Raw genomic sequence first — 20062 nt, forward strand, 5'->3', positions numbered from 1 at the left:
AATTTCCGGAATGGTTAGTGCGCGATGACGGAAGAAGAGTCGTCATCCTTGCCAGCGACCGGCTTGGCCGCAGCGGCTTCTGCCGCCTCGTCCCATTCGATCCGTTCCGGTTTGCGGACCAACGCCTGTGCGAGCACTTCGTCCATCCGCGACACTGGCACGATCTCGAGACCGCCTTTGATCTGATCCGAAATCTCGGTCAGATCCTTCGCGTTCTCCTCCGGGATCAGCACCTTCTTGATGCCGCCGCGGTGCGCCGCAAGGAGCTTCTCCTTGAGGCCGCCGATCGGAAGCACCCGCCCGCGCAGCGTGATTTCGCCGGTCATCGCAACGTCGCGGCGAACCGGAATACCGGTCATCACCGAAACGATGGCCGTAACCATCGCGACACCCGCCGACGGGCCGTCCTTCGGGGTTGCGCCCTCGGGAACGTGGACGTGGATGTCCCGCTTCTCGAACAGCGGCGGCTTGATGCCGAAGTCGATGGCGCGCGAACGGACATAAGACGCCGCCGCCGAGATCGACTCCTTCATCACGTCACGCAGGTTGCCGGTGACCGTCATCTTGCCCTTGCCGGGCATCATCAGGCCTTCGATCGTGAGCAACTCGCCGCCGACTTCCGTCCAGGCGAGACCGGTCACGACACCGGTCATGTCCTCTAGCTCGGCTTCGCCGTAGCGATATTTCGGCACGCCGAGATAGCCTTCGAGATTGTCCGCCGTGACCGAGACCTTTTCCTTGTTCTCGGTGATCAGCTCCTTCACGCCCTTGCGGATAACCGTCGCAAGCTCGCGCTCCAGCGAACGCACGCCCGCCTCGCGGGTGTAGCGGCGGATCACGGTGAGCAGCGCATCTTCGCTGATCGACCATTCCTCCGGCTTCAGGCCGTGCTTGGCGGTCACCTCGGGAATAAGGTGGCGGCGGGCGATCTCGACCTTCTCGTTCTCGGTGTAACCCGCGATGCGGATCACTTCCATACGATCGAGCAATGCCGGCGGGATGTTGAGCGTGTTCGCCGTGGTCACGAACATCACGTTCGAGAGGTCGTAATCGACCTCCAGATAGTGGTCCGCGAACGTCGAGTTCTGCTCGGGGTCGAGGACCTCAAGCAAAGCCGACGACGGATCGCCGCGGAAGTCCGCGCCCATCTTGTCGATCTCGTCGAGCAGGAACAGCGGATTCGACTTCTTCGCCTTCCGCATCGACTGGATGATCTTGCCGGGCATGGAGCCGATGTAAGTCCGGCGATGACCGCGGATTTCGGCTTCGTCACGCACGCCGCCGAGCGACACGCGCACGAACTCGCGGCCGGTCGCCTTCGCGATCGACTTGCCAAGCGAAGTCTTGCCGACGCCGGGGGCGCCGACGAGGCACAGGATCGGGCCGGACAGCTTGTTCGCGCGCTGCTGGACCGCGAGATACTCGACGATGCGTTCCTTGACCTTGTCGAGGCCGTAGTGGTCGGCATCGAGAATGTCCTGCGCGAATTTGAGATCCTTCTTGATCTTGCTCTTGTTGTTCCAGGGGATCGACAACAGCCAGTCGAGATAGTTGCGCACGACGGTCGCTTCCGCGGACATCGGCGACATCTGGCGGAGCTTCTTCAGCTCATGCATCGCCTTGTCGCGCGCTTCCTTGGTGAGCTTGGTGCGCTTGATCTTGTCTTCGAGTTCCTGAAGTTCGTCCTTGCCGTCCTCGTCGCCGAGTTCCTTCTGGATCGCCTTCATCTGCTCGTTGAGATAGTACTCGCGCTGCGTCTTCTCCATCTGGCGTTTGACGCGCGTGCGGATACGCTTCTCGACCTGCAAGACCGAGATTTCGCTTTCCATCAGCGCAAGCACTTTTTCGAGGCGTGCGGCAACGCTCGTCAGTTCAAGCACCGCCTGCTTGTCGGCGATCTTGACCGCGAGGTGCGAAGCGACGGTATCGGCAAGCTTCGAGTGGTCGTCGATCTGCGAGACCACGCCGACTACTTCCGGCGACACCTTCTTGTTCAGCTTCACGTAGTTTTCGAATTCGTTGACGACCGAGCGTGCGAGCGCCTCGACCTCGACGTGCTCGCCGGTTTCGGCGGGAACCATCACGGCTTCCGCTTCGAAATATTCCGGGCGGTCGGTGTATTCCTTGATGTCCGCGCGCTCGACGCCTTCGACCAGCACCTTCACGGTGCCGTCGGGGAGCTTCAAAAGCTGGAGCACGCTCGCGAGCGTGCCAACCTTGAAGATGGCATCCGGCTTCGGCTCGTCATCGCTCGCATTCATCTGGGTCGCGAGCAGGATGTAGGCGTCGTTCTTCATCACCTCTTCGAGCGCGCGGATGGATTTCTCGCGGCCGACGAAGAGCGGCACGATCATGTGGGGAAACACCACGATGTCGCGCAGCGGAAGGACGGGATAGTTCTGGCTCTGACCCGGAACGAGAGGGGGACGCGGCTTCTGGGCGGTCATTACGGACCTTTCTTGGGTTCCGGGATGGGAATCTGCCCTCGGGTATCTACAGATGAATTACGGGCGATTCCTGCCGGAATCTTGTTCGGAGCATACTTGGCGATGCAGCATAGGGGTTTCAAGCTCCCTGAAAAATGCATGTTTTGGGCCATTTTCCACGGATTTTCGGTCAATTTGGCTAACGCACCCGGATAGCAAAACGGGGCCTCGCGGCCCCGTTTTCAATGGTTCCAGCCTGTATGGCCGTCAGGCGCTGGCGGGGGCGCTCTGCTCGCCTGCCCGGTCCGAGTAGGTGTAGAGCGGCCGCGCACCACCCTCGACCACTTCACGCGAGATCACGACCTCTTCCACGCCCTCAAGGCTCGGCAGGTCGAACATGGTCTCGAGCAGGATGCCTTCCATGATCGAACGCAGGCCGCGCGCGCCGGTTTTCCGTTCGATCGCCTTGCGGGCGATCGCGCCGAGCGCTTCCTCGTGGATCGTGAGGTGTACGTTCTCCATCTCGAACAGGCGCTGATACTGCTTCACGAGCGCATTCTTCGGCTCGGTGAGAATCTTCTTCAGTGCGTCCTCGTCGAGATCGCCGAGCGTCGCGAGCACCGGCAGACGGCCGATGAATTCGGGGATCAGCCCGTATTTGAGCAGATCTTCCGGCTCGACATTGCGGAACACTTCACCCGGCTTGCGGTCTTCCGGCGAACGCACCATCGCGCCGAAGCCGATCGAAGTGCTCTGGCCGCGCGCCGCGATGATCTTGTCGAGGCCGCCGAAGGCACCGCCGCAGATGAACAGGATGTTCGTGGTGTCAACCTGCAGGAACTCCTGCTGCGGGTGTTTGCGGCCGCCCTGCGGAGGCACGGAGGCAACGGTGCCTTCCATGATCTTCAGGAGTGCCTGCTGCACACCCTCGCCCGACACGTCGCGTGTGATCGACGGGTTGTCGGACTTGCGGGAAATCTTGTCGATTTCGTCGATGTAGACGATGCCGCGCTGGGCGCGCTCGACGTTGTAGTCGGCGGCCTGCAACAGCTTGAGAATGATGTTTTCGACGTCCTCGCCGACGTAACCGGCTTCGGTTAGCGTCGTGGCATCGGCCATCGTGAACGGCACGTCGAGGATGCGGGCCAGCGTCTGCGCGAGCAGCGTCTTGCCCGAACCGGTCGGTCCGATCAGGAGGATGTTCGACTTCGCGAGTTCGACGTCGTTGTGCTTGGTGGCGTGGTTCAGCCGCTTGTAGTGGTTATGAACCGCGACCGAGAGCACCTTCTTCGCCTGGTCCTGCCCGATTACGTAGTCGTCGAGGACCTTGCGGATTTCCTTCGGGGTCGGGATGCCGTCGCGCGACTTCACCAGCGAGGATTTGTTCTCCTCGCGGATGATGTCCATGCAGAGTTCGACGCATTCATCGCAGATGAAGACGGTCGGACCGGCGATCAGCTTCCGGACCTCGTGCTGGCTCTTGCCGCAGAATGAGCAATAAAGCGTGCTCTTGGATTCTCCGCCGCTGGCCTTGCTCATTCGCTTCTCCGTTCTTGCGCCGGCCGGAACTTCTGTTCCTGCCGTACTTTACCCCAGCCTACCCTGATCCGGCCGGATTGAATTCCCCTCGACCACCCTGCACTGCAACAGCGAAGCACGCTACCCGCGCCGGGATCAAGATTTCATTAAGCCTACCGCTCCGGACCTCTCCGAATCGTCAGGCGACAATTCTACGACCGAAATTCTATCGAAAGTGCTATCGGAACCGCAGACTCTGGCGCCTATCACCATGCAAGGGCGGGACCGCCCGGGAACCCGGCACCTGCTGCCAGAGCAGGCCCGATTGCGACGAACGGTCGCCCGGATGGGGTGAGACGTACCTGCCCGTCCTGTCTTGAAGGCGAATCGTCCCTCGCGGTGAAGTGAACCGCCGGGATGACCGACCCGGCTTACATGCGTTATCCTGCGGCACATTCAAGTGGCGGGGAACGCCACCGAGCAGACGCAGGGGAATACGATGTCCGGGGACGAAGGCAGCCAGACCAGAATCAAGGGGCTTGGCGAGAACCGCGAGGCCGACCTCGACGATATCTCGACCCAGTTGCTGCGCGACAAGTCCAATCAGGTCATCGGCCGCCTCACCGTGATCGAGGGTCCGGGCACCGACAAATCCGTGAAGGTCTATTCCGGGACCAATCAGGTCGGCCGCGGCGACGACCAGCGCGTGCAGCTCAATTTCGGCGATGACACCATCTCGCGGCATCAGCACGCCATCATCACCTACGACTCGAAACTGCTGGAAGCGCGTATCTATGACGGCGGCAAGCCCGGCGGCCTATGGGTCAACGGCGCACGCGTAAGCGAAAGCCAGACCATCAAGTACGGCGACAACATCAAGCTCGGCGAGACGACATTCCGCTTCGAAGCGCCGTAAACCAGACGCCTTCAATGAAAAATGCCGCCCTTGGGGCGGCGTTTTTTTTTGCGTCCGTGAAGTACCGACTAGGCGGCGTTCCGGAATTTGAAGTTCACACCATTCAGCGAGACGGTGTCGCCGTCATGAAGGATCGCTTTTTCCTTTTCCTCGCCGTTGATCGTAATCGGGTTCGGTTCGGAACGTGTTGCCGTCAGGTTGGTGATCTCATAGCTGCCGTCACCGAGTTTCTGAAGACGCGCGTGACCGCGCGAAACGCGCACATCGTTGACGCGAATGCCGTCTTCCTTGTGCCGCCCGATGACGATGTCCGGATTGGTGACGACCACCTTGCCAAGCGCGTGCTCGAACTCCAGCGCCGCGCCTTTGACCTTGGCACTTTCGGCAACCACCTTGCCCGCCTGCTCGTCCTTCGGCAGGTCCGGAACCGTCGGAACGCTGACCTCGACCTTCTCCTCTTCGCGCGTCTTGGTGGCGGCATCGCCGAAATACCATTGCGCCAGCTTGGATAGCGGCGCTGTAATCGCAGTCGAGACGAGCGCGACCAGCACCAGCGCCGTGAAGGTGGCGGGGCCGAACACATCGCGGTTGTAGAGCAACGTCACGACGACGATTTCCATCAGCCCCTTGCACTGCATCAGCGTGCCCAGCGTGATGGAGAAAGCCATCGACTGGCCGGACATGTAAGCAGGAATGGAAATGCCGAGAAACTTGCCGGTGATGCAAACGACCATGGCAATGGAGAAGATCGTCCACATCGAAGTGTCGCCGAACGCGAAGCTGGTCTTCAGGCCGGTCGAGAGGAAGAAGAACGGCAGGAGCAGCAGGCTCACCGGAACGTCGAAACGGTCCTGCGCGAGGTGGCGCAGCTTTTCCGGGATCATGAGGCCCACGAGAAACGCACCGAACACCGCATGCAGTCCGGTGAACTCGGTAATCGCGGAAGCAGCGAACAGCCCGATGATGACAGTAGACATCAACAGGCGTTCGGGGGCGTTCTCCTTGAGCAACCGCTCAAGTAACGGCGTCAGCAGGAAGTAGATCGCTGCCGCCGCAACCACGCCGCCACCGATGGCCTTGCCGAAGTCCACGGCCGATTGCATCAGGTTACCGCTCGTGCCTGCTGCAATCGCCGCCGCGCTCGGCGCGAGCGGCAAGAGGATCGCGAGCGAACCCCACAGCAGCGCATCGTCCACGCCGCCCACGGCAAGCGCGACGGTGCCGATCGGTTTCTGGTTGAAGCCAAGCTCGCGCAGCACGATTACGAGGATCGGCAGCGCCGTGACGGCCATGCAGAGACCGAAAGCGATCGAATACAGCAGGTGCCCGTACGGCAGCAGCATGATCGACGGCCCGGTCGCGCGCGCCAGTCCCGCGAGATACCACGCCGCCCCCGCGCCAAGCACGAGCGGCAGAAACACGCCGGTAATGCCGATGCGCAACACCATTCCCGCGGAGCTGCTCAGCACCTGCTTGTCGGCCTCGCAACCGGCGAGAAACACGAACAGCACGACCGCGATCTGCGCGATGGTTTCGATCCCCGCGCGTAACGACAGCGCGGTGAGTTCGGGGCCGGTATAGGGAAGCGTCTTGCCGACTTCCTTCAGGACGTCGATGCCTTCCTTCAGGTATTTAGCGCCGAACAGCGTTTCATAGCCGGCCGGCCATAGCGCACCGAGGATCGATGGTCCGAGTGCGATGCCGGCGAAAATCTGAATGATCGCGAGCGGAAAAAAGCGGCCAAGGCGGAAATAGCGCCACAACAGTAACGGAACGCCCACCACCGCTAGGATTTGCAGGAGCAATACGAATTTGGGATCTGAAAAATGCGACACGTCGGCGCCCCCGGCGATCAATTTCGCGGCAGGCATAAATGCTAAATAGAAAAACCGGGGCCGCCAAGCGGCCCCGGTTCACAAACCCGCGTTTTCGTTGAGGATTTTACGACGCTTTCGCGAGCGGCTCCTCGGTCGGACGCTTGTCGATCACCTTGTCGACGATGCCGAATTCCGCTGCCGCTTCCGAGGTCAGGAACTTGTCGCGCTCCAGCGCTTCCTCGATCACTTTCAGCGGCTGGCCGGTGTGCTTCACATAGATTTCATTCAGCCGCTTCTTCAGCGCGAGGATTTCCTGCGCGTGCAGCATGATGTCGGTGGCCTGCCCCTGGAAACCGCCGGAGGGCTGGTGGACCATGATGCGCGCGTTCGGCAACGCGAAGCGCTGGCCCTTTTCGCCGGCCGCAAGCAGCAGCGAACCCATCGACGCCGCCTGCCCCGTGCAAAGGGTCGAGACCGGCGGACGGATGAACTGCATCGTGTCGTAGATCGCCATGCCCGATGTCACCACGCCGCCCGGCGAGTTGATGTACATCGAGATTTCCTTCTTCGGATTTTCCGCTTCGAGGAACAGAAGCTGCGCGACGACCAGCGTCGACATGCCGTCCTCGATCGGGCCGGTAATGAAGATGATGCGCTCTTTCAGGAGACGCGAGAAAATGTCGTAGGCCCGTTCGCCGCGGTTGGTCTGTTCGACCACCATCGGCACGAGGTTCATGTAGGTTTCGATCGGGTCACGCATTGTTGTCTCCGTCACATCCTGTTCGAATCGCGAAGCGATCTTAGCCGGGCGTGCGCAGCGAGGGGTTAATCGGCGTTAGCCTTCTTCGCGGCCTTCTTGGCCTTGCCGCTTTCTGCCTCATCCTCGTCGTCGTCCTGCTTGGTCAGTTCCTCGCGGGTAACCTTCTTGTCGGTCACGTCCACGAGTTCGAGCAGGAAATCGATCACCTTGTTCTCGAACAACGGCGCGCGAAGGCCCTGCATGGCCTGCGGGTTGTTCCGGAAGTGATCCCAGATCTGCTGCTCCTGACCGGGGAACTGGCGGGCCTGTTCGACCAGCGCGCGCGTCAGCTCGTCCTCGCTGACCTGGATATTGTTCTTCTCGCCCAGTTCCGCAATGGCCAGGCCAACACGAACACGGCGGTCGGCAATGCGGCGGTATTCCTCGCGCGCTTCCTCTTCCGTGGTGCCTTCGTCGGCGAAGGTCTTGCCGGTGCGCTGGAGGTCATTCTCGACCGACTTCCAGATCGTGCCGAATTCCTGATCGAGGATCGAAGCCGGCGCATTGAACTGCAACGCCTTGTCGAGTTCGTCGAGCAGCGCACGCTTCGCTTTCGCGCGCGAGATCGAGCCGAAGTCGCGGCGGATGCGCTCGCGCACCTGCTCTTTCAGCTTGTCGAGGGACTCGGCGCCGAGTGATTTCGCGAACTCGTCGTTGATCTCCGGCAGCTTCGGCGCTTCGACCGCCTTCACCTTCACGGCGAACTCGGCATCCTTGCCCGCGAGATCGGGCGCGCCGTATTCGGCGGGGAATGTGACCTTCACGGTCCGCTCGTCACCCTTGGCGGCACCCTTGAGCTGCTCCTCGAAACCCGGAATGAACTGGCCGGAGCCGAGTACCAGCGGCACGTCTTCCGCGCTGCCGCCGTCGAAAGCGACACCGCCCACGGTGCCCTTGAAATCGATCATGACGCGGTCGCCGTCGGCGGCCGGGCCGTTCTTCTCGACGTAGGGCTTGTTGGCATCGGCGATCTGGCCGAGCGCCTCATCGAGATCCTTGTCGGTCACTTCCGCGACCGGGCGCGTGATCTTGATGCTCTTGAAATCCGGGAAGTCGATCTTGGGGAGGATTTCCATCGCGACCTTGAACGCGAGATCGCTCTTGCCTTCGACCAGTTGCTTCACTTCCGCTTCGCCTTCGGCGGCCAGCGTGATCTGCGGCTCGACCGCGAGCTTGAAACCGCCTTCGGAAACGATCTTCTGGTTCGACTCGTTGACCGCCTGCTGGATCACCTCGCCCATGACGGACTTGCCGTAGACGCGCTTCAAGTGGGTCAGCGGCACCTTGCCGGGGCGGAAACCTGCGATGTTCACGCGATCCTTGATCTCGTTGAGCTTCGCGTTCACGCGCTGGTCGAGGTCGGCGGCGGAAACCACCACTTCGTATTCGCGCTTCAAACCTTCGGAGAGGGTTTCCTTGACTTGCATGGGTCTCAAAGCCTTCGTTTCTGATTGCCGCCGTGGCAGGAAAAACTGGTGCGGGTGGAGGGATTTGAACCCCCACGCCTTGCGGCGCTGGAACCTAAATCCAGTGCGTCTGCCAGTTCCGCCACACCCGCGGGAAAATGCTCGGGCGCTGCCAGCGCCTTATTGGCGGGGCGGATATAGCATGGCACTTGCCGGGTACAAGGAAGAAAGGCGCTACTCCGATGCCGCATAAAGGCCCCGCCCTGACCGTCGATTGCGTGCTGTTCGACAGGGCCGGAAGGCTCCTGCTCATCCGCCGCAAAAACCCGCCCTTTCAGGGCCACTACGCGCTGCCCGGCGGCTTCGTTGACGTGGGCGAGACGGTCGAGGCCGCGGCACTCCGCGAACTGCGCGAGGAGACCGGCATGGAGGCCGAAATCGAGGCGCTGGTTGGCGTTTATTCCGACCCCTCGCGTGATTCCCGCGGACATACGGTCAGCGTCGTATTCCTCGTCAAAGCGCTCACCGATAAGCCGGTTGCAGGCGACGACGCATCGGAAGCCGCCTTCGTCGCGGATTATGCGAACAAGGCCTTCGCCTTCGACCACGGCAAGGTCGTTCAGGACGCACTGAAACTCGTTCAGGCGCGGACGGCCCGCTGATAGAGGCCTGCGACCACCGTCCTGATCGCGGGCAGCAGGTCTTCCGAGATCATACCCGGCCCCGCCACGCGCGCCGCTTCCCCGTGCATCCACACCGCCGCATTGGCGGCGTCGAAGCCGGTCATGCCGTGCGCCAGCATGGCGACGATTATGCCGGCCAGCACGTCTCCGGAACCGGCGGTACCAAGCCATGGCGGCGCGTTGTCGGAGATCGTGGCGCGGCCATCGGGGGCCGCGACTACCGTATCGGCGCCTTTCAGCACGATGACGGCGCGAAGAAACTTCGCCGCCGCGCGCACCCGCTCCACTTTCGATTCAATTCCAAGGATTTCGGCTGAGTCGCTCCCAAAGAGTCTCGCGAACTCCCCTTCATGGGGCGTCAGGATCGCACGAATTCGATTCAGTTTCAGGAGCTTCGCCAGTTTTCCGGACTCTCCTGTGAAACTTGAAATGGCATCGGCGTCGAGCACCAGCGGCCGCCCGGTTTTTCCGGCAGCCTCGATGGCGGCGACGGTCGCCTTGCCGACGCCCTGCGCGGGACCGAGCAGCACCGCATTCATCCGCTTGTCGGCAAGCAGCTTCTTCAGGCCCGCCGCACCGCTCGCTTCTCGAACCATCACCGCCGTCAGGCTGGCGGCAAGAACCGGCACGGCCGCCTTCGGCGCCGCCACGGTCACCAGCCCTGCCCCGGCACGCAGCGCCGCCGTGGCGGCGAGCCGTGCCGCCCCGGTCGCGTAGGCGGGACCACTGACGACGACCGCGTGGCCGCGCTGGTATTTGTGGCCATCGATACGCGGCCAGCGCAGCTTGGCCAGAAACTCGTCCGGCGAATTCCGCGTCAGGCGCGAACCGGCCTGCATCACCGCATCGTCCGAAATCCCGATGCCGGCGACGATGATCTCCCCCGCATGAACCCGCCCCGGCAACAGCAGATGCCCCGGCTTCATCCGGCAGAAGGTGAGGGTCTTCTTCGCGCGCACGGCTGCGCCGCGAACCTGGCCCGTCGCGCCGTCGATCCCGCTCGGCAGATCGACCGCGACGACCGGCAACCCGGCGCTGTCCATGCGCTCCACCGCCTCGCGCGCTTCGCCCTCCAGATCGCGCGACAGCCCGCCGCCGAACAAGGCATCGACGATGAGACCGAAGCGGGAGAAGTCGGCGTCCGCGACAGGGAGGACTTCCCCGCCCCACCGCCCGGCGGCAATGGCGGCGTCACCCTTCAGCGCATCCCGCGCGCCCAGCAGAAACAGGGATACCTTCAGGCCGTGCTCGCGAAGCAGACGCGCGGCGACGAAACCGTCTCCGCCGTTGTTGCCCGGCCCGCAGACCACGGCGATCTCCGCAACGGATTTGCAGTCCGCGTACACGGCTTCGGCGACCGCAGCCCCGGCCCGCTCCATCAGTTCTATTCCGGGCGTGCCGTCCTCGATTGTGAGCCGGTCGGCTTCCGCCATTTCGCGGGGGGTGAGGAGTTCGAGCATGGCAATGCCTTAGCACGGCGCTTCTGCCTTCGTGTTCCGCGCTTTGCCTACGAAGCGCGCTCCCGGAAACGGACCGCGCCAGCTTGGCTGCCTATTGCATGGGCAATTTGCCTACGAAATAGTCGCGACAAGTCGGGCCGCATAAAGAGAATGGTAGCCGAGGCCGCAAATCCTTGCGGAATCTCATGATCATTGCGGGACGGGGCTGGCACGAGACCTGCTAATGCGACCCCGGCTCGAAAGTGCGCGCTTTTCGCGCGACGATGCCCGGGAGAGGAATGGAAGCCAATGAAGAAGGTCGAAGCCATCATCAAGCCGTTCAAGCTCGATGAGGTGAAAGAAGCGCTGCAGGAAGTCGGCTTGCAGGGCATCACCGTAACCGAAGCCAAGGGCTTCGGCCGCCAGAAGGGCCACACCGAACTTTACCGGGGTGCGGAATACGTCGTGGATTTTCTCCCGAAGGTGAAAATCGAAATCGTGCTGACCGACCCGATGGTCGAGAAGGCGATCGACGCCATTCGCAAGGCCGCGCAAACCGGCCGCATCGGCGACGGCAAGATTTTCGTTTCCAACATCGAGGAAGCGATCCGCATTCGAACCGGCGAGTCCGGTGACGACGCCGTTTAGGATTCAATCAAGCTCATAGCAAAAAGAATTTCCCGGGCCCGGGAAATCAAACACGAGGGGAACTACCGCAATGGCTAGCGCTAAGGATGTCCTGAAACTGATCAAGGATCAGGACGTAAAATACGTCGATCTCCGCTTCACCGATCCGCGCGGAAAGTGGCAGCACGTCACCTTCGACATCGGCATGATCGACGAGGAAATCTTCTCCGAAGGTACGATGTTCGACGGTTCATCCATCGCCGGCTGGAAGGCGATCAACGAGTCCGACATGTGCCTGATGCCGGATCCGTCGACCGCATGCATCGATCCGTTTTTCGCCGAGACCACGCTGTCGATCGTCTGCGACGTGCTGGAACCGACCACCGGCGAACCCTATAACCGCGACCCGCGCGGCATCGCGAAGAAAGCAGAAGCCTTCGTGAAGTCGTCCGGGGTCGGCGATAACGTCTATTTCGGCCCGGAAGCGGAATTCTTCGTGTTCGACGACGTGAAGTATGCAGCCGATCCGTACAACACCGGCTTCCGTCTCGACTCCATCGAACTGCCGATCAACTCCTCGACCGAATACGAGTCCGGCAACCTCGGCCACCGCATCCGCACCAAGGGCGGCTACTTCCCCGTCCCGCCGCAGGACAGCGCGCAGGACATGCGCTCCGAAATGCTTGGCGCGATGGCGAAGATGGGCGCGAAGGTCGAGAAGCATCACCATGAAGTGGCTTCCGCGCAGCACGAACTCGGTCTCAAGTTCGGTACGCTGACCACGATGGCCGACCATCTGCAGGTCTACAAATACTGCATCCATCAGGTCGCGCACATGTACGGCAAGACCGCGACCTTCATGCCGAAGCCGATCTACGGCGACAACGGTTCGGGCATGCACTGCCACCAGTCGATCTGGAAAGGTTCGACCCCGCTGTTCGCCGGCGACAAGTACGCCGGCCTCTCGGATACCTGCCTCTCCTACATCGCGGGCATCATCAAGCACGCGAAGGCGCTGAACGCTTTCACCAACCCGTCGACGAACTCCTACAAGCGTCTGGTGCCGGGCTACGAAGCGCCCGTGCTGCTCGCCTACTCCGCGCGCAACCGCTCGGCGTCGTGCCGCATCCCGTTCACCTCGAACCCGAAGGCGAAGCGCGTCGAAGTGCGCTTCCCCGATCCGATGGCCAACCCGTATCTCGCCTTCGCCGCGATGCTGATGGCCGGTCTCGACGGCATCAAGAACAAGATGGATCCGGGTTCGGCAATGGACAAGGATCTCTACGATCTGCCGCCGAAGGAGCTGAAGCGCATTCCGACCGTTTGCGGCTCGCTGCGCGAAGCGCTCGACAGCCTCAAGAAGGACAACGAGTTCCTGAAGGCCGGCGGCGTGTTCGACGACGACTTCATCGAAAGCTACATCGAACTCAAGATGCAGGACGTGGCACGCTTCGAAATGACGCCGCATCCGGTCGAGTTCGAGATGTATTACTCTTACTGAGGGGTTCCTCCCGGCTGTGCGGTTGGGGGATCGCACAGTCCAACTTCAAGGGGCGCTTCGCGAGAAGCGCCCTTTTTGTTTGTGCAGGAGTTTTTACAACGACAGCTTGACCGTACGGTCACCGCTATCCGTATGCCGGACTCAGGCAGCCGGGACGAAACCCGTCAGATTCAGATAAAGAGAACCAGCAGCGCCGAGAAGATCGACAGCGAACGCACGCGGCCCCAGAAACCTCTCGCCTGCTTGCGCGCGAGATAGTCGCGTACCAGCGCGCGGTGCAATTCGTCGGCGGATTGGTGGACACAGGCCAGTGCGCTGCCGGCTCCGCGCGCCAGATGCTCGAGGCGGCTGATTTCGGCGGCGGAATCGCGGGACACGGCACTTGTCATGCCGGAAAGCGTAAGGCCGGGACGGTTAACGACTGGTAACCGCGAGCGCTTCCGCGTCTGCCGCAGCAATTTCGGCATCAGGCACGATCGACGGCGTAAGGTCTTTCGCGGCGCCGCGGACATAAACACGGTTCCGCCCGTTCTCCTTCGCCGCGTACAGGGCTTGGTCGGCTTCGCCCAGCAGCGTGTCCACCTCATCCTGGTAGTTCGTGGTGGTCGAAACGCCGATACTGACGGTGCCGTTGATTTCGATGCCCTCGACATTCACGGCGGCCGCCATGAACGCAAGCCGCACGCGTTCGGCCGCGATCACGGCGGAGCGCTCGTCGGTATTGGCTAGAAACGCCGCGAACTCTTCGCCTCCGAGGCGGCCGAACACGTCGGTCTGACGAAGCGTATTGCGCGCGGTCGTCGCCAGCAGCTTGATGACCTTGTCGCCGACCGGATGGCCGAAGCGGTCGTTGATCGACTTGAACTTGTCGATGTCGAACATGAGGATCGCCATCGGCTTGGTCGGCCGCACTTCACGCGCGAGAATCTGCTTCGCGGCTTCTGTGATCGCGCGGCGGTTGAATACGCCGGTCAGCGGATCGATCATCGCCGCCTGTTTATGGATGCGTTCGGTGCGCTCCTTGGCCATTTCCAGCAGGATGAATGCCGCCGCAATCGAATAGAGCAGCGACTCCAGCGCTAGCGTCGCAACCCATCCGTTCGAGAATGCGCCCGCCAACCGGTCATGCGGCAGCACCATGGTCAACGGAATCTGCGACGGGAATACGACGCCATGCAGCGTAATCACGATCACCGCGGGCCAGCGCGAATGCAGCCGTTCGCTACGGCCGTTCCACAACTCGAATGCAGTGAACAGCGTGTAATTCGAGATGATCAGCGAACTGACGACGATGCGGCCCGGCGAGGATTCCGCGAAACCCGGAATCTGGCACGCGAGCATCCAGATCACGGCGCCCGCCAGCATCGCGAACGGTTGCACGTTCTTGCCGTCGAACACGCGCGCGCCGCTCCACGACATGCCGCAGGCGATGAACAGCAACGCGCTCGCGAGATCGATCGAGATCGCGCTGGTAATGAACTGTTGCAGGCTGAGCATTCCTGCGGAAATGCCGCCGAGCAGGTACGCCCCGCCCCACCACGCAAGCGCATGGATGCTCCGGTCCTGATACCAGGCGAAGATGAGCAGAACACCAAGGACCGCCGTCACGAAGATCGAGACGACGACCAGCGTCGGAATATCCAGAACCATTGCCGTTACTTGTTGCTTATGAGCCGCTTTTCAGTCGCCGAGTATGACGCGATCTTCCTACGGAAGCCTCGACGCATTATTTAAAATTGAGAAACCGGTTCCGCTCATGCGCTTGCCGGACGGACGCGCGGCTGGGCATTCCACAGCTTGCGGGGGTCGTCGCCGGCACGGAACGGATCCATATCCGGCTGCGTCGCCGGACTGACGACACGTAGTTGCGCGCCTGCGATAACGGGTTCCCCCAGCGCAGGCACTTCCGCGCGTACCGCAGTCGAAAGTTTGCCTGCTATTTCCACGCGGTTACGGCCGTTCTTCTTTGCTGCATAGAGCGCTTCGTCGGCGCGCGCGAGCAATCCGGCAACATCTTCGTCGCCTTCGGCGGATGCCACGGCGACGCCGACGCTTACCGTGGCATCGACGTGCTTTCCGTCGATCTCGGCGGTCGCGACCATCAGCGCGCGGCGGATACGTTCCGCGGTGGACACGGCAGTGCTCTCGCCTGCGCCGAACAGGAGCGCGCCGAATTCCTCCCCGCCGAGCCGGCCGATCAGGTCGGTCGAGCGGAATTCCGCGCCCGCCTTCATCGTGAAGATCCGCAGCACTTCGTCGCCAAGCGCATGGCCGAAGCGGTCGTTGATCGACTTGAAGTAATCGAGATCGAACAGCAGCGCGGTGACCGGCTCATTGGTACGCGAACGCTGGCGCATCCGACGCATCGCCGAGTCGAGGAACGCGCGGCGATTGGGAATGTTGGTCAGCGGATCGAGCATTGCATTGGTCTTGTGGACCAGTTCGCTCCGCTCTTTCGCCATCGCTAGGATCATGAACGACGACACGATCAGGTAGAGCAGCGACTCGAGTCCGATGATGCTGAACCACGCCGTCGAGAAGAACGAAGCGCCCGGTGCGAGCGGGAACGCGAACACCAGCCAGACCCGAAGCGCATAAACAAAGCCATGCACGAACAAGGTAGCGCTCAGCGGCCAGCGCGAAATCAGCGGCTCGATCGAACGTCCGCGCCAGACTTCGCAACCCGTACCGATCGTATAGACCGCGATGATGACGGACGAGAGCATAATCCGCGCGTTGACGGAGTCGCTCAGGACCGGAAGCTGGCAAGCGAGGAGCCACAGGATTGCGCCGGCGAGCACGCCGGAAAGCGGCACGGTGCGGTCATCGAACAGACGCGCGCCACCCCAACCGATGCCAGCCGCGGTTAGAATCAACGCGGTGGCGATGTCGATGGAAAGCACATCGGGAATTAGCCCGCGCGCGCCAAGCAACGCCGCACCCGCGCACATGACGAAATGGCTGGTGCTCCACCAGCCGAGCGCACGGATTTCGCGGTTCTGATACCACGCGAACAACAGCAGAAAGCCGAGAACCATCGTGACGGAGATCGACACGATGAAAAGCGTGCGGATGTCGAGGTCGAGAAACTGCACCGGCGCGGCCTTCCCGCATTTTTTGCGGCTGCCACTCTTAAGCAGAAGCTCCTACCGAACCGCTCTCCCAATGCCTAAAATTTGAGGGTTCACGGCGGGGAGCGCAACATCTCGGAACTCCCAAATAAGCCGAGGGCGGGATCGCTCCCGCCCTCGCATATTCTCTTTCCTGCCGGTTCGCCTTAGCGCTTCGAGAACTGGAAGCTGCGGCGGGCTTTCTTCTTGCCGTACTTCTTGCGCTCGACCACGCGGCTGTCGCGGGTCAGGAAGCCGCCCTTCTTGAGCACGCCACGCAGCTCCGGTTCGAAGAAGGTGAGCGCACGCGACAGGCCATGGCGCAGCGCGCCGGCCTGGCCGGAAAGGCCGCCGCCGGAAACGGTGCACACCACGTCGTACTGGCCGGAGCGGTTCGATGCGACCAGCGGCTGCTGGATCATCATGCGCAGCACCGGACGCGCGAAGTAGACTTCGACGGTACGCTCGTTGACGAGGATCTTGCCCGAGCCGCGCTTCAGCCAGACGCGGGCAACCGCGTCCTTGCGCTTGCCGGTCGCGTAGGCGCGGCCCTGCTTGTCGAGCTTCTGAACGTGAACCGGCGCTTCCGGCTGCACGCCCTTGAGCGCCGAGAGGCCTTCGAGAGACTGAACGGACTCGGCCATCACGCGGCCCTCACATTCTTGCGGTTGAGTTTTGCGATGTCGAGCTTCACCGGGTTCTGCGCTTCGTGCGGGTGCTTGTCGCCCTTATAGACGCGCAGGTTGCCCATGATCTTGCGATGAAGCGGGCCGCGCTTGAGCATGCGCTCGACCGCCTTTTCGAGCACGCGCTCGGGGAAGCGGCCTTCGATGATCATCTTGGCGGTGCGTTCCTTGATGCCGCCGGGGAAGCCGGTGTGGTGGTAATACACCTTGTCCTGCAGTTTCTTGCCGGTGAGGACGACCTTCTCGGCGTTGATGACGATGACGTTGTCGCCGCAATCGACGTGCGGCGTGTAGATCGCCTTATGCTTGCCCTTCAGGCGCATGGCGATGATGGTCGCGAGACGGCCGACGACGAGACCGGATGCATCGATCAGCACCCATTTCTTCTCGACCTCGGCGGGCTTCGCCACAAAGGTGGTCATGACGTTCTTCCTTGGATGGGAATTCGTTGGCGCGGGTTCTAGGAAAGTCGCGCGGCAGCGTCAAGCGCAGGAATTAAATAAAGCTATTTAATTCCAATGGCTTATAAATATGGTATTTTGATACCTGCCGCTAAGTGCCTTATCGCGGCGGAATCGAATAGGTCGCGACCACATGCGCTGCCGGGTCCTCGTCGTTGACGCCCCGGATAACGGCCTCGGCCACCACCAGGCGCTTGCCGAGCTTGAGGATCTTGACCTCGCAGAGGAGATCGCCCGGCTGCGGCTTCGAGAGGAAATTGCATGTAAAACTGGTCGTCACCGCCAGCGCGACCGGCCCGATCACGGCGAGGATCGCGACATAGATCGCGCCGTCCGCAAGGCCCATCATGGTCGGTCCCGATACCGTGCCGCCGGGACGCAGGTGGCGTTCGCCCGCCGTGAACTGCACCACCGCAGTCCCCGGCCCCACCGAGACGATCTTGTTCGGCTTGCTTGGGCCATAGGCCTGCGGAAACTCCTTCGCGAGGTATTCGCGCAGTTCCTCGACCGTCATTTTGAGTTGCATGGCAGCCACGAACTTGCCTCCTCACCCGGACTTTTCTTTTCGGATACAATGCGAAGCAGGAAACGAGAAGCCGCCAACCTGACAAATCAAAACGCCAAATGACCCCGCAAACCGCCCTCGCCCAGAAGCCTGACGCCGCCCCCATCATACTTCGCGAGGATCACGGCCCGGTCGCGATGCTCGTTCTCAATCGTCCCGCTGCGCGAAACTCGCTCTCGCAGGCGATGATCGACACCCTTACGGCGGAAATCGCAAAGGTGCGCGACGACAAGGCCGTGCGCGCGCTCATCATTGCCGCGAACGGCCCCGGCTTTTGCGCGGGCCACGACATGAAGGAAATGACCGCGCGCCGCACGGACAGCGACCGCGGACGCGCCTTCTTCGAACACATGTTCAAGAGTTGCGCCGCGATGATGATGTCTATCGTCAACCTGCCGAAGCCGGTGATCGCGGCGGTCGGCGGTGCGGCAAGCGCGGCGGGCTGCCAGCTGGTCGCTTCCTGCGATCTCGCCGTCGCCTCGAAGGAAGCGCGCTTCGCGACGCCCGGCGTGGACATCGGCTTGTTCTGCTCGACTCCGATGGTCGCGCTCTCGCGCAACGTCACGAACAAGCACGCGATGGAAATGCTGCTCACCGGCGACCTGATCTCCGCGCAGCGCGCGTATGAAATCGGGCTGGTCAATCGCGTGGTCGATCCGGACAGCGAACGGCACGGCGCGCTCGAACTCGCGAACCAGATTGCGTCCAAGTCCGCGCATACGCTGAAAATCGGCAAGGAAGCCTTCTACCGCCAGCGCGAACTCGACCTCGAAAGCGCGTATCGCTACACCGCGCAGGTGATGACGGAAAACATGCTGGCGCGCGACGCCGAGGAAGGCATCGGCGCATTCGTCGAGAAACGCACGCCGAAATGGGAAGATCGCTGAACCGTGACTGGCGCGGACTGCCACACGCGCCCACTTAGGTTGGTATGAGCAACAACAGCGATCTGGTTTTCCCTCCTGCCGCCCGGCGCGCACAGGAACAGCGCGGTTCTGCCAGAGCCTATGCAGGCCGCGTGGAGCAAGGTTTTCCCGACGTCATTACCGCCGATCTCGCTCAGTTTATTGCGCGCATCGATACGGCGTTCCTCGGAACCGTCACCGAAAATGGCTCGCCCTACATCCAGCATCGCGGCGGGCCGCGCGGCTTCATCAAGATCGTCGATGAGAAAACGCTGGGCTTCGCGGATTATCGCGGCAACCGCCAATACATCACGATCTCGAACATCGAGAACAACGACCGCGCGTTTCTGTTTCTGCTCGACCCGGCGGCACGTGCCCGCATCAAGATTTGGGGCCGCCTGAAAGCCGTCGAAGGCGACGCCGCGCTGATCGAAAAGCTGTTCGACAAGGGCTACAAAGCAAAGCCAGAGCGCGCGTTGTTGTTTACCGTGGAAGCATGGGACGTGAACTGCTCGCAGCACATTGCCGAGCGGTACACGAAAGAAGAGATTCAGGCTGCGATAGCCCAGATCCAGCAAAAAATCGTTGCGCTGGAAACCGAGAACCAGCAATTACGGGCAGCGCTTAACGAGGCGCTCGGAAAGAAATTCGAAGACCAATGAACCACGACAAGTACGACGACAGTTACATCCGTTCGATCCTGCACGACGTGAAATCGGTCGCGATTGTCGGGGCGTCTCCGAAGGACAACCGGCCCAGCCATTTCGTCGTGAAGTATCTCGCCGAGCGCGGCTACAAGGTATTTCCGATCAATCCCGGTCAGGGCGGCGGCGAGATCGCGGGCATTAAGGCCTACGCGAGGCTTGCGGACGTGCCGGAGCCGATCGACATGATCGACGTGTTCCGCTCAAGCGACGCAGTACCCGCCGTGCTCGACGAAGCGCTCAAGCTCTCGCCTCTCCCCAAGGTGTTCTGGATGCAGTTGAGCGTGCGCAACGACGAAGCGGCGCAGCGCGCGGAAGAAGCAGGCATGCGCGTGGTCATGGACCGTTGCCCGAAGATCGAATACGGCCGCCTCTCCGGCGAGATCAACTGGGCCGGCGTCAACACGCGCAAACTCTCGTCAAAGCGCCCGAAACGTCTCGAAGGCGGCGTGCAGCGGCTGTCGATTGGTCAGAAGATCGAGCCGAAGGGGTGACGGCA

General features: G+C 61.9%; 19 protein-coding genes and 1 tRNA gene. 7 read left to right on the forward strand and 13 right to left on the reverse strand.

Going from position 1 to position 20062, the window contains the following annotated elements; all coding sequences use genetic code 11:
• Window positions 1–14 precede the first annotated feature (14 nt).
• A complete protein-coding gene (lon, locus tag KF794_07435) occupies window positions 15–2447 on the reverse strand; it encodes an endopeptidase La (GenBank protein ID QYK46492.1) in 2433 nt (810 codons plus the stop codon).
• 246 nt (window positions 2448–2693) lie between these two features.
• The gene (clpX, locus tag KF794_07440) at window positions 2694–3965 is read right to left on the reverse strand and encodes an ATP-dependent Clp protease ATP-binding subunit ClpX (protein QYK46493.1); all 1272 of its coding nucleotides are present in this window, start codon (window positions 3963–3965) and stop codon (window positions 2694–2696) included.
• Between the two features lie 478 nt (window positions 3966–4443).
• Here clpX and KF794_07445 point away from each other — a divergent pair, with 478 nt between their 5' ends.
• Complete coding sequence (locus tag KF794_07445; protein QYK46494.1) at window positions 4444–4860, forward strand: FHA domain-containing protein; 417 nt, start codon at window positions 4444–4446, stop codon at window positions 4858–4860.
• Window positions 4861–4928: 68 nt separating this feature from the next.
• On the opposite strand, the gene KF794_07450 is transcribed toward KF794_07445, so the two are convergent.
• The 4 genes from KF794_07450 to KF794_07465 form a co-directional block, all read right to left on the reverse strand.
• On the reverse strand, window positions 4929–6695 hold the full coding sequence (locus KF794_07450; protein ID QYK46495.1) for a cation:proton antiporter: 1767 nt from the start codon (window positions 6693–6695) through the stop codon (window positions 4929–4931).
• Window positions 6696–6801: 106 nt separating this feature from the next.
• Window positions 6802–7437, reverse strand: a complete 636-nt coding sequence (locus KF794_07455; GenBank protein ID QYK46496.1) for an ATP-dependent Clp protease proteolytic subunit — start codon at window positions 7435–7437, stop codon at window positions 6802–6804.
• A gap of 65 nt (window positions 7438–7502) precedes the next feature.
• A complete protein-coding gene (gene tig / locus KF794_07460; protein ID QYK46497.1) occupies window positions 7503–8903 on the reverse strand; it encodes a trigger factor in 1401 nt (466 codons plus the stop codon).
• A gap of 46 nt (window positions 8904–8949) precedes the next feature.
• Window positions 8950–9034: transfer RNA gene (locus KF794_07465), tRNA-Leu, on the reverse strand.
• Window positions 9035–9124: 90 nt separating this feature from the next.
• On the opposite strand from KF794_07465, the gene KF794_07470 reads away from it, so the two are divergent.
• Complete coding sequence (locus KF794_07470) at window positions 9125–9544, forward strand: NUDIX hydrolase (protein ID QYK46498.1); 420 nt, start codon at window positions 9125–9127, stop codon at window positions 9542–9544.
• Here KF794_07470 and KF794_07475 read toward each other — a convergent pair.
• The gene (locus tag KF794_07475) at window positions 9523–11025 is read right to left on the reverse strand and encodes an NAD(P)H-hydrate dehydratase (protein QYK46499.1); all 1503 of its coding nucleotides are present in this window, start codon (window positions 11023–11025) and stop codon (window positions 9523–9525) included. The genes KF794_07470 and KF794_07475 overlap by 22 nt on opposite strands.
• Before the next feature lie 288 nt (window positions 11026–11313).
• Between KF794_07475 and KF794_07480 the strand changes: the two genes are divergently transcribed.
• Both KF794_07480 and glnA read left to right on the forward strand, forming a co-directional pair.
• Entirely contained in the window at window positions 11314–11652 is a 339-nt protein-coding gene (locus KF794_07480; protein ID QYK46500.1) for a P-II family nitrogen regulator, read from the forward strand.
• A gap of 70 nt (window positions 11653–11722) precedes the next feature.
• On the forward strand, window positions 11723–13132 hold the full coding sequence (gene glnA / locus KF794_07485) for a type I glutamate--ammonia ligase (GenBank protein ID QYK46501.1): 1410 nt from the start codon (window positions 11723–11725) through the stop codon (window positions 13130–13132).
• A 170-nt stretch (window positions 13133–13302) separates the two neighbouring features.
• Here the strand turns inward: glnA and KF794_07490 are convergent, their stop codons facing one another.
• From KF794_07490 to KF794_07515, 6 genes are all read right to left on the reverse strand, one after another.
• On the reverse strand, window positions 13303–13509 hold the full coding sequence (locus KF794_07490; GenBank protein ID QYK46502.1) for a hypothetical protein: 207 nt from the start codon (window positions 13507–13509) through the stop codon (window positions 13303–13305).
• A gap of 37 nt (window positions 13510–13546) precedes the next feature.
• Window positions 13547–14782, reverse strand: a complete 1236-nt coding sequence (locus tag KF794_07495) for a GGDEF domain-containing protein (protein ID QYK46503.1) — start codon at window positions 14780–14782, stop codon at window positions 13547–13549.
• 104 nt (window positions 14783–14886) lie between these two features.
• Complete coding sequence (locus KF794_07500; GenBank protein ID QYK46504.1) at window positions 14887–16227, reverse strand: GGDEF domain-containing protein; 1341 nt, start codon at window positions 16225–16227, stop codon at window positions 14887–14889.
• A gap of 182 nt (window positions 16228–16409) precedes the next feature.
• Window positions 16410–16886 (reverse strand): 30S ribosomal protein S9, encoded by a 477-nt coding sequence (rpsI, locus tag KF794_07505; GenBank protein ID QYK46505.1) that lies wholly within the window; start codon window positions 16884–16886, stop codon window positions 16410–16412.
• Entirely contained in the window at window positions 16886–17350 is a 465-nt protein-coding gene (gene rplM, locus KF794_07510) for a 50S ribosomal protein L13 (protein QYK46506.1), read from the reverse strand. The genes rpsI and rplM overlap by 1 nt, the downstream gene beginning before the upstream one ends.
• Before the next feature lie 139 nt (window positions 17351–17489).
• Window positions 17490–17915, reverse strand: coding sequence for a PaaI family thioesterase (locus tag KF794_07515; GenBank protein ID QYK46632.1), 426 nt, complete (start codon window positions 17913–17915; stop codon window positions 17490–17492).
• Window positions 17916–18013: 98 nt separating this feature from the next.
• On the opposite strand from KF794_07515, the gene KF794_07520 reads away from it, so the two are divergent.
• From KF794_07520 to KF794_07530, 3 genes are read left to right on the forward strand one after another with little or no spacing between them, the layout of a single operon-like run.
• Window positions 18014–18841 (forward strand): enoyl-CoA hydratase, encoded by an 828-nt coding sequence (locus KF794_07520; protein QYK46507.1) that lies wholly within the window; start codon window positions 18014–18016, stop codon window positions 18839–18841.
• 44 nt (window positions 18842–18885) lie between these two features.
• Window positions 18886–19521: a pyridoxamine 5'-phosphate oxidase family protein gene (locus KF794_07525; protein ID QYK46508.1), complete on the forward strand. Its 636-nt coding sequence runs from the start codon at window positions 18886–18888 to the stop codon at window positions 19519–19521.
• Window positions 19518–20057: a CoA-binding protein gene (locus tag KF794_07530; GenBank protein ID QYK46509.1), complete on the forward strand. Its 540-nt coding sequence runs from the start codon at window positions 19518–19520 to the stop codon at window positions 20055–20057. Before KF794_07525 ends, KF794_07530 begins: the two co-directional genes overlap by 4 nt.
• Window positions 20058–20062 lie beyond the last annotated feature (5 nt).

It is taken from the genome of Xanthobacteraceae bacterium (genome assembly GCA_019454205.1).
Lineage (GTDB): Bacteria > Pseudomonadota > Alphaproteobacteria > Rhizobiales > Xanthobacteraceae.

Coding starts and splice junctions, on each gene's coding strand:
- rpsI (QYK46505.1), bottom strand. CDS start 16,886: ATGGCCGAGTCCGTTCAGTCTCTCGAAGGCCTCTCGGCGCTCAAGGGC.
- KF794_07520 (QYK46507.1), top strand. CDS start 18,014: ATGACCCCGCAAACCGCCCTCGCCCAGAAGCCTGACGCCGCCCCCATC.
- KF794_07495 (QYK46503.1), bottom strand. CDS start 14,782: ATGGTTCTGGATATTCCGACGCTGGTCGTCGTCTCGATCTTCGTGACG.
- KF794_07525 (QYK46508.1), top strand. CDS start 18,886: ATGAGCAACAACAGCGATCTGGTTTTCCCTCCTGCCGCCCGGCGCGCA.
- clpX (QYK46493.1), bottom strand. CDS start 3,965: ATGAGCAAGGCCAGCGGCGGAGAATCCAAGAGCACGCTTTATTGCTCA.
- KF794_07475 (QYK46499.1), bottom strand. CDS start 11,025: ATGCTCGAACTCCTCACCCCCCGCGAAATGGCGGAAGCCGACCGGCTC.
- KF794_07445 (QYK46494.1), top strand. CDS start 4,444: ATGTCCGGGGACGAAGGCAGCCAGACCAGAATCAAGGGGCTTGGCGAG.
- KF794_07530 (QYK46509.1), top strand. CDS start 19,518: ATGAACCACGACAAGTACGACGACAGTTACATCCGTTCGATCCTGCAC.
- rplM (QYK46506.1), bottom strand. CDS start 17,350: ATGACCACCTTTGTGGCGAAGCCCGCCGAGGTCGAGAAGAAATGGGTG.
- KF794_07470 (QYK46498.1), top strand. CDS start 9,125: ATGCCGCATAAAGGCCCCGCCCTGACCGTCGATTGCGTGCTGTTCGAC.
- KF794_07515 (QYK46632.1), bottom strand. CDS start 17,915: ATGCAACTCAAAATGACGGTCGAGGAACTGCGCGAATACCTCGCGAAG.
- KF794_07480 (QYK46500.1), top strand. CDS start 11,314: ATGAAGAAGGTCGAAGCCATCATCAAGCCGTTCAAGCTCGATGAGGTG.
- tig (QYK46497.1), bottom strand. CDS start 8,903: ATGCAAGTCAAGGAAACCCTCTCCGAAGGTTTGAAGCGCGAATACGAA.
- lon (QYK46492.1), bottom strand. CDS start 2,447: ATGACCGCCCAGAAGCCGCGTCCCCCTCTCGTTCCGGGTCAGAGCCAG.
- KF794_07455 (QYK46496.1), bottom strand. CDS start 7,437: ATGCGTGACCCGATCGAAACCTACATGAACCTCGTGCCGATGGTGGTC.
- glnA (QYK46501.1), top strand. CDS start 11,723: ATGGCTAGCGCTAAGGATGTCCTGAAACTGATCAAGGATCAGGACGTA.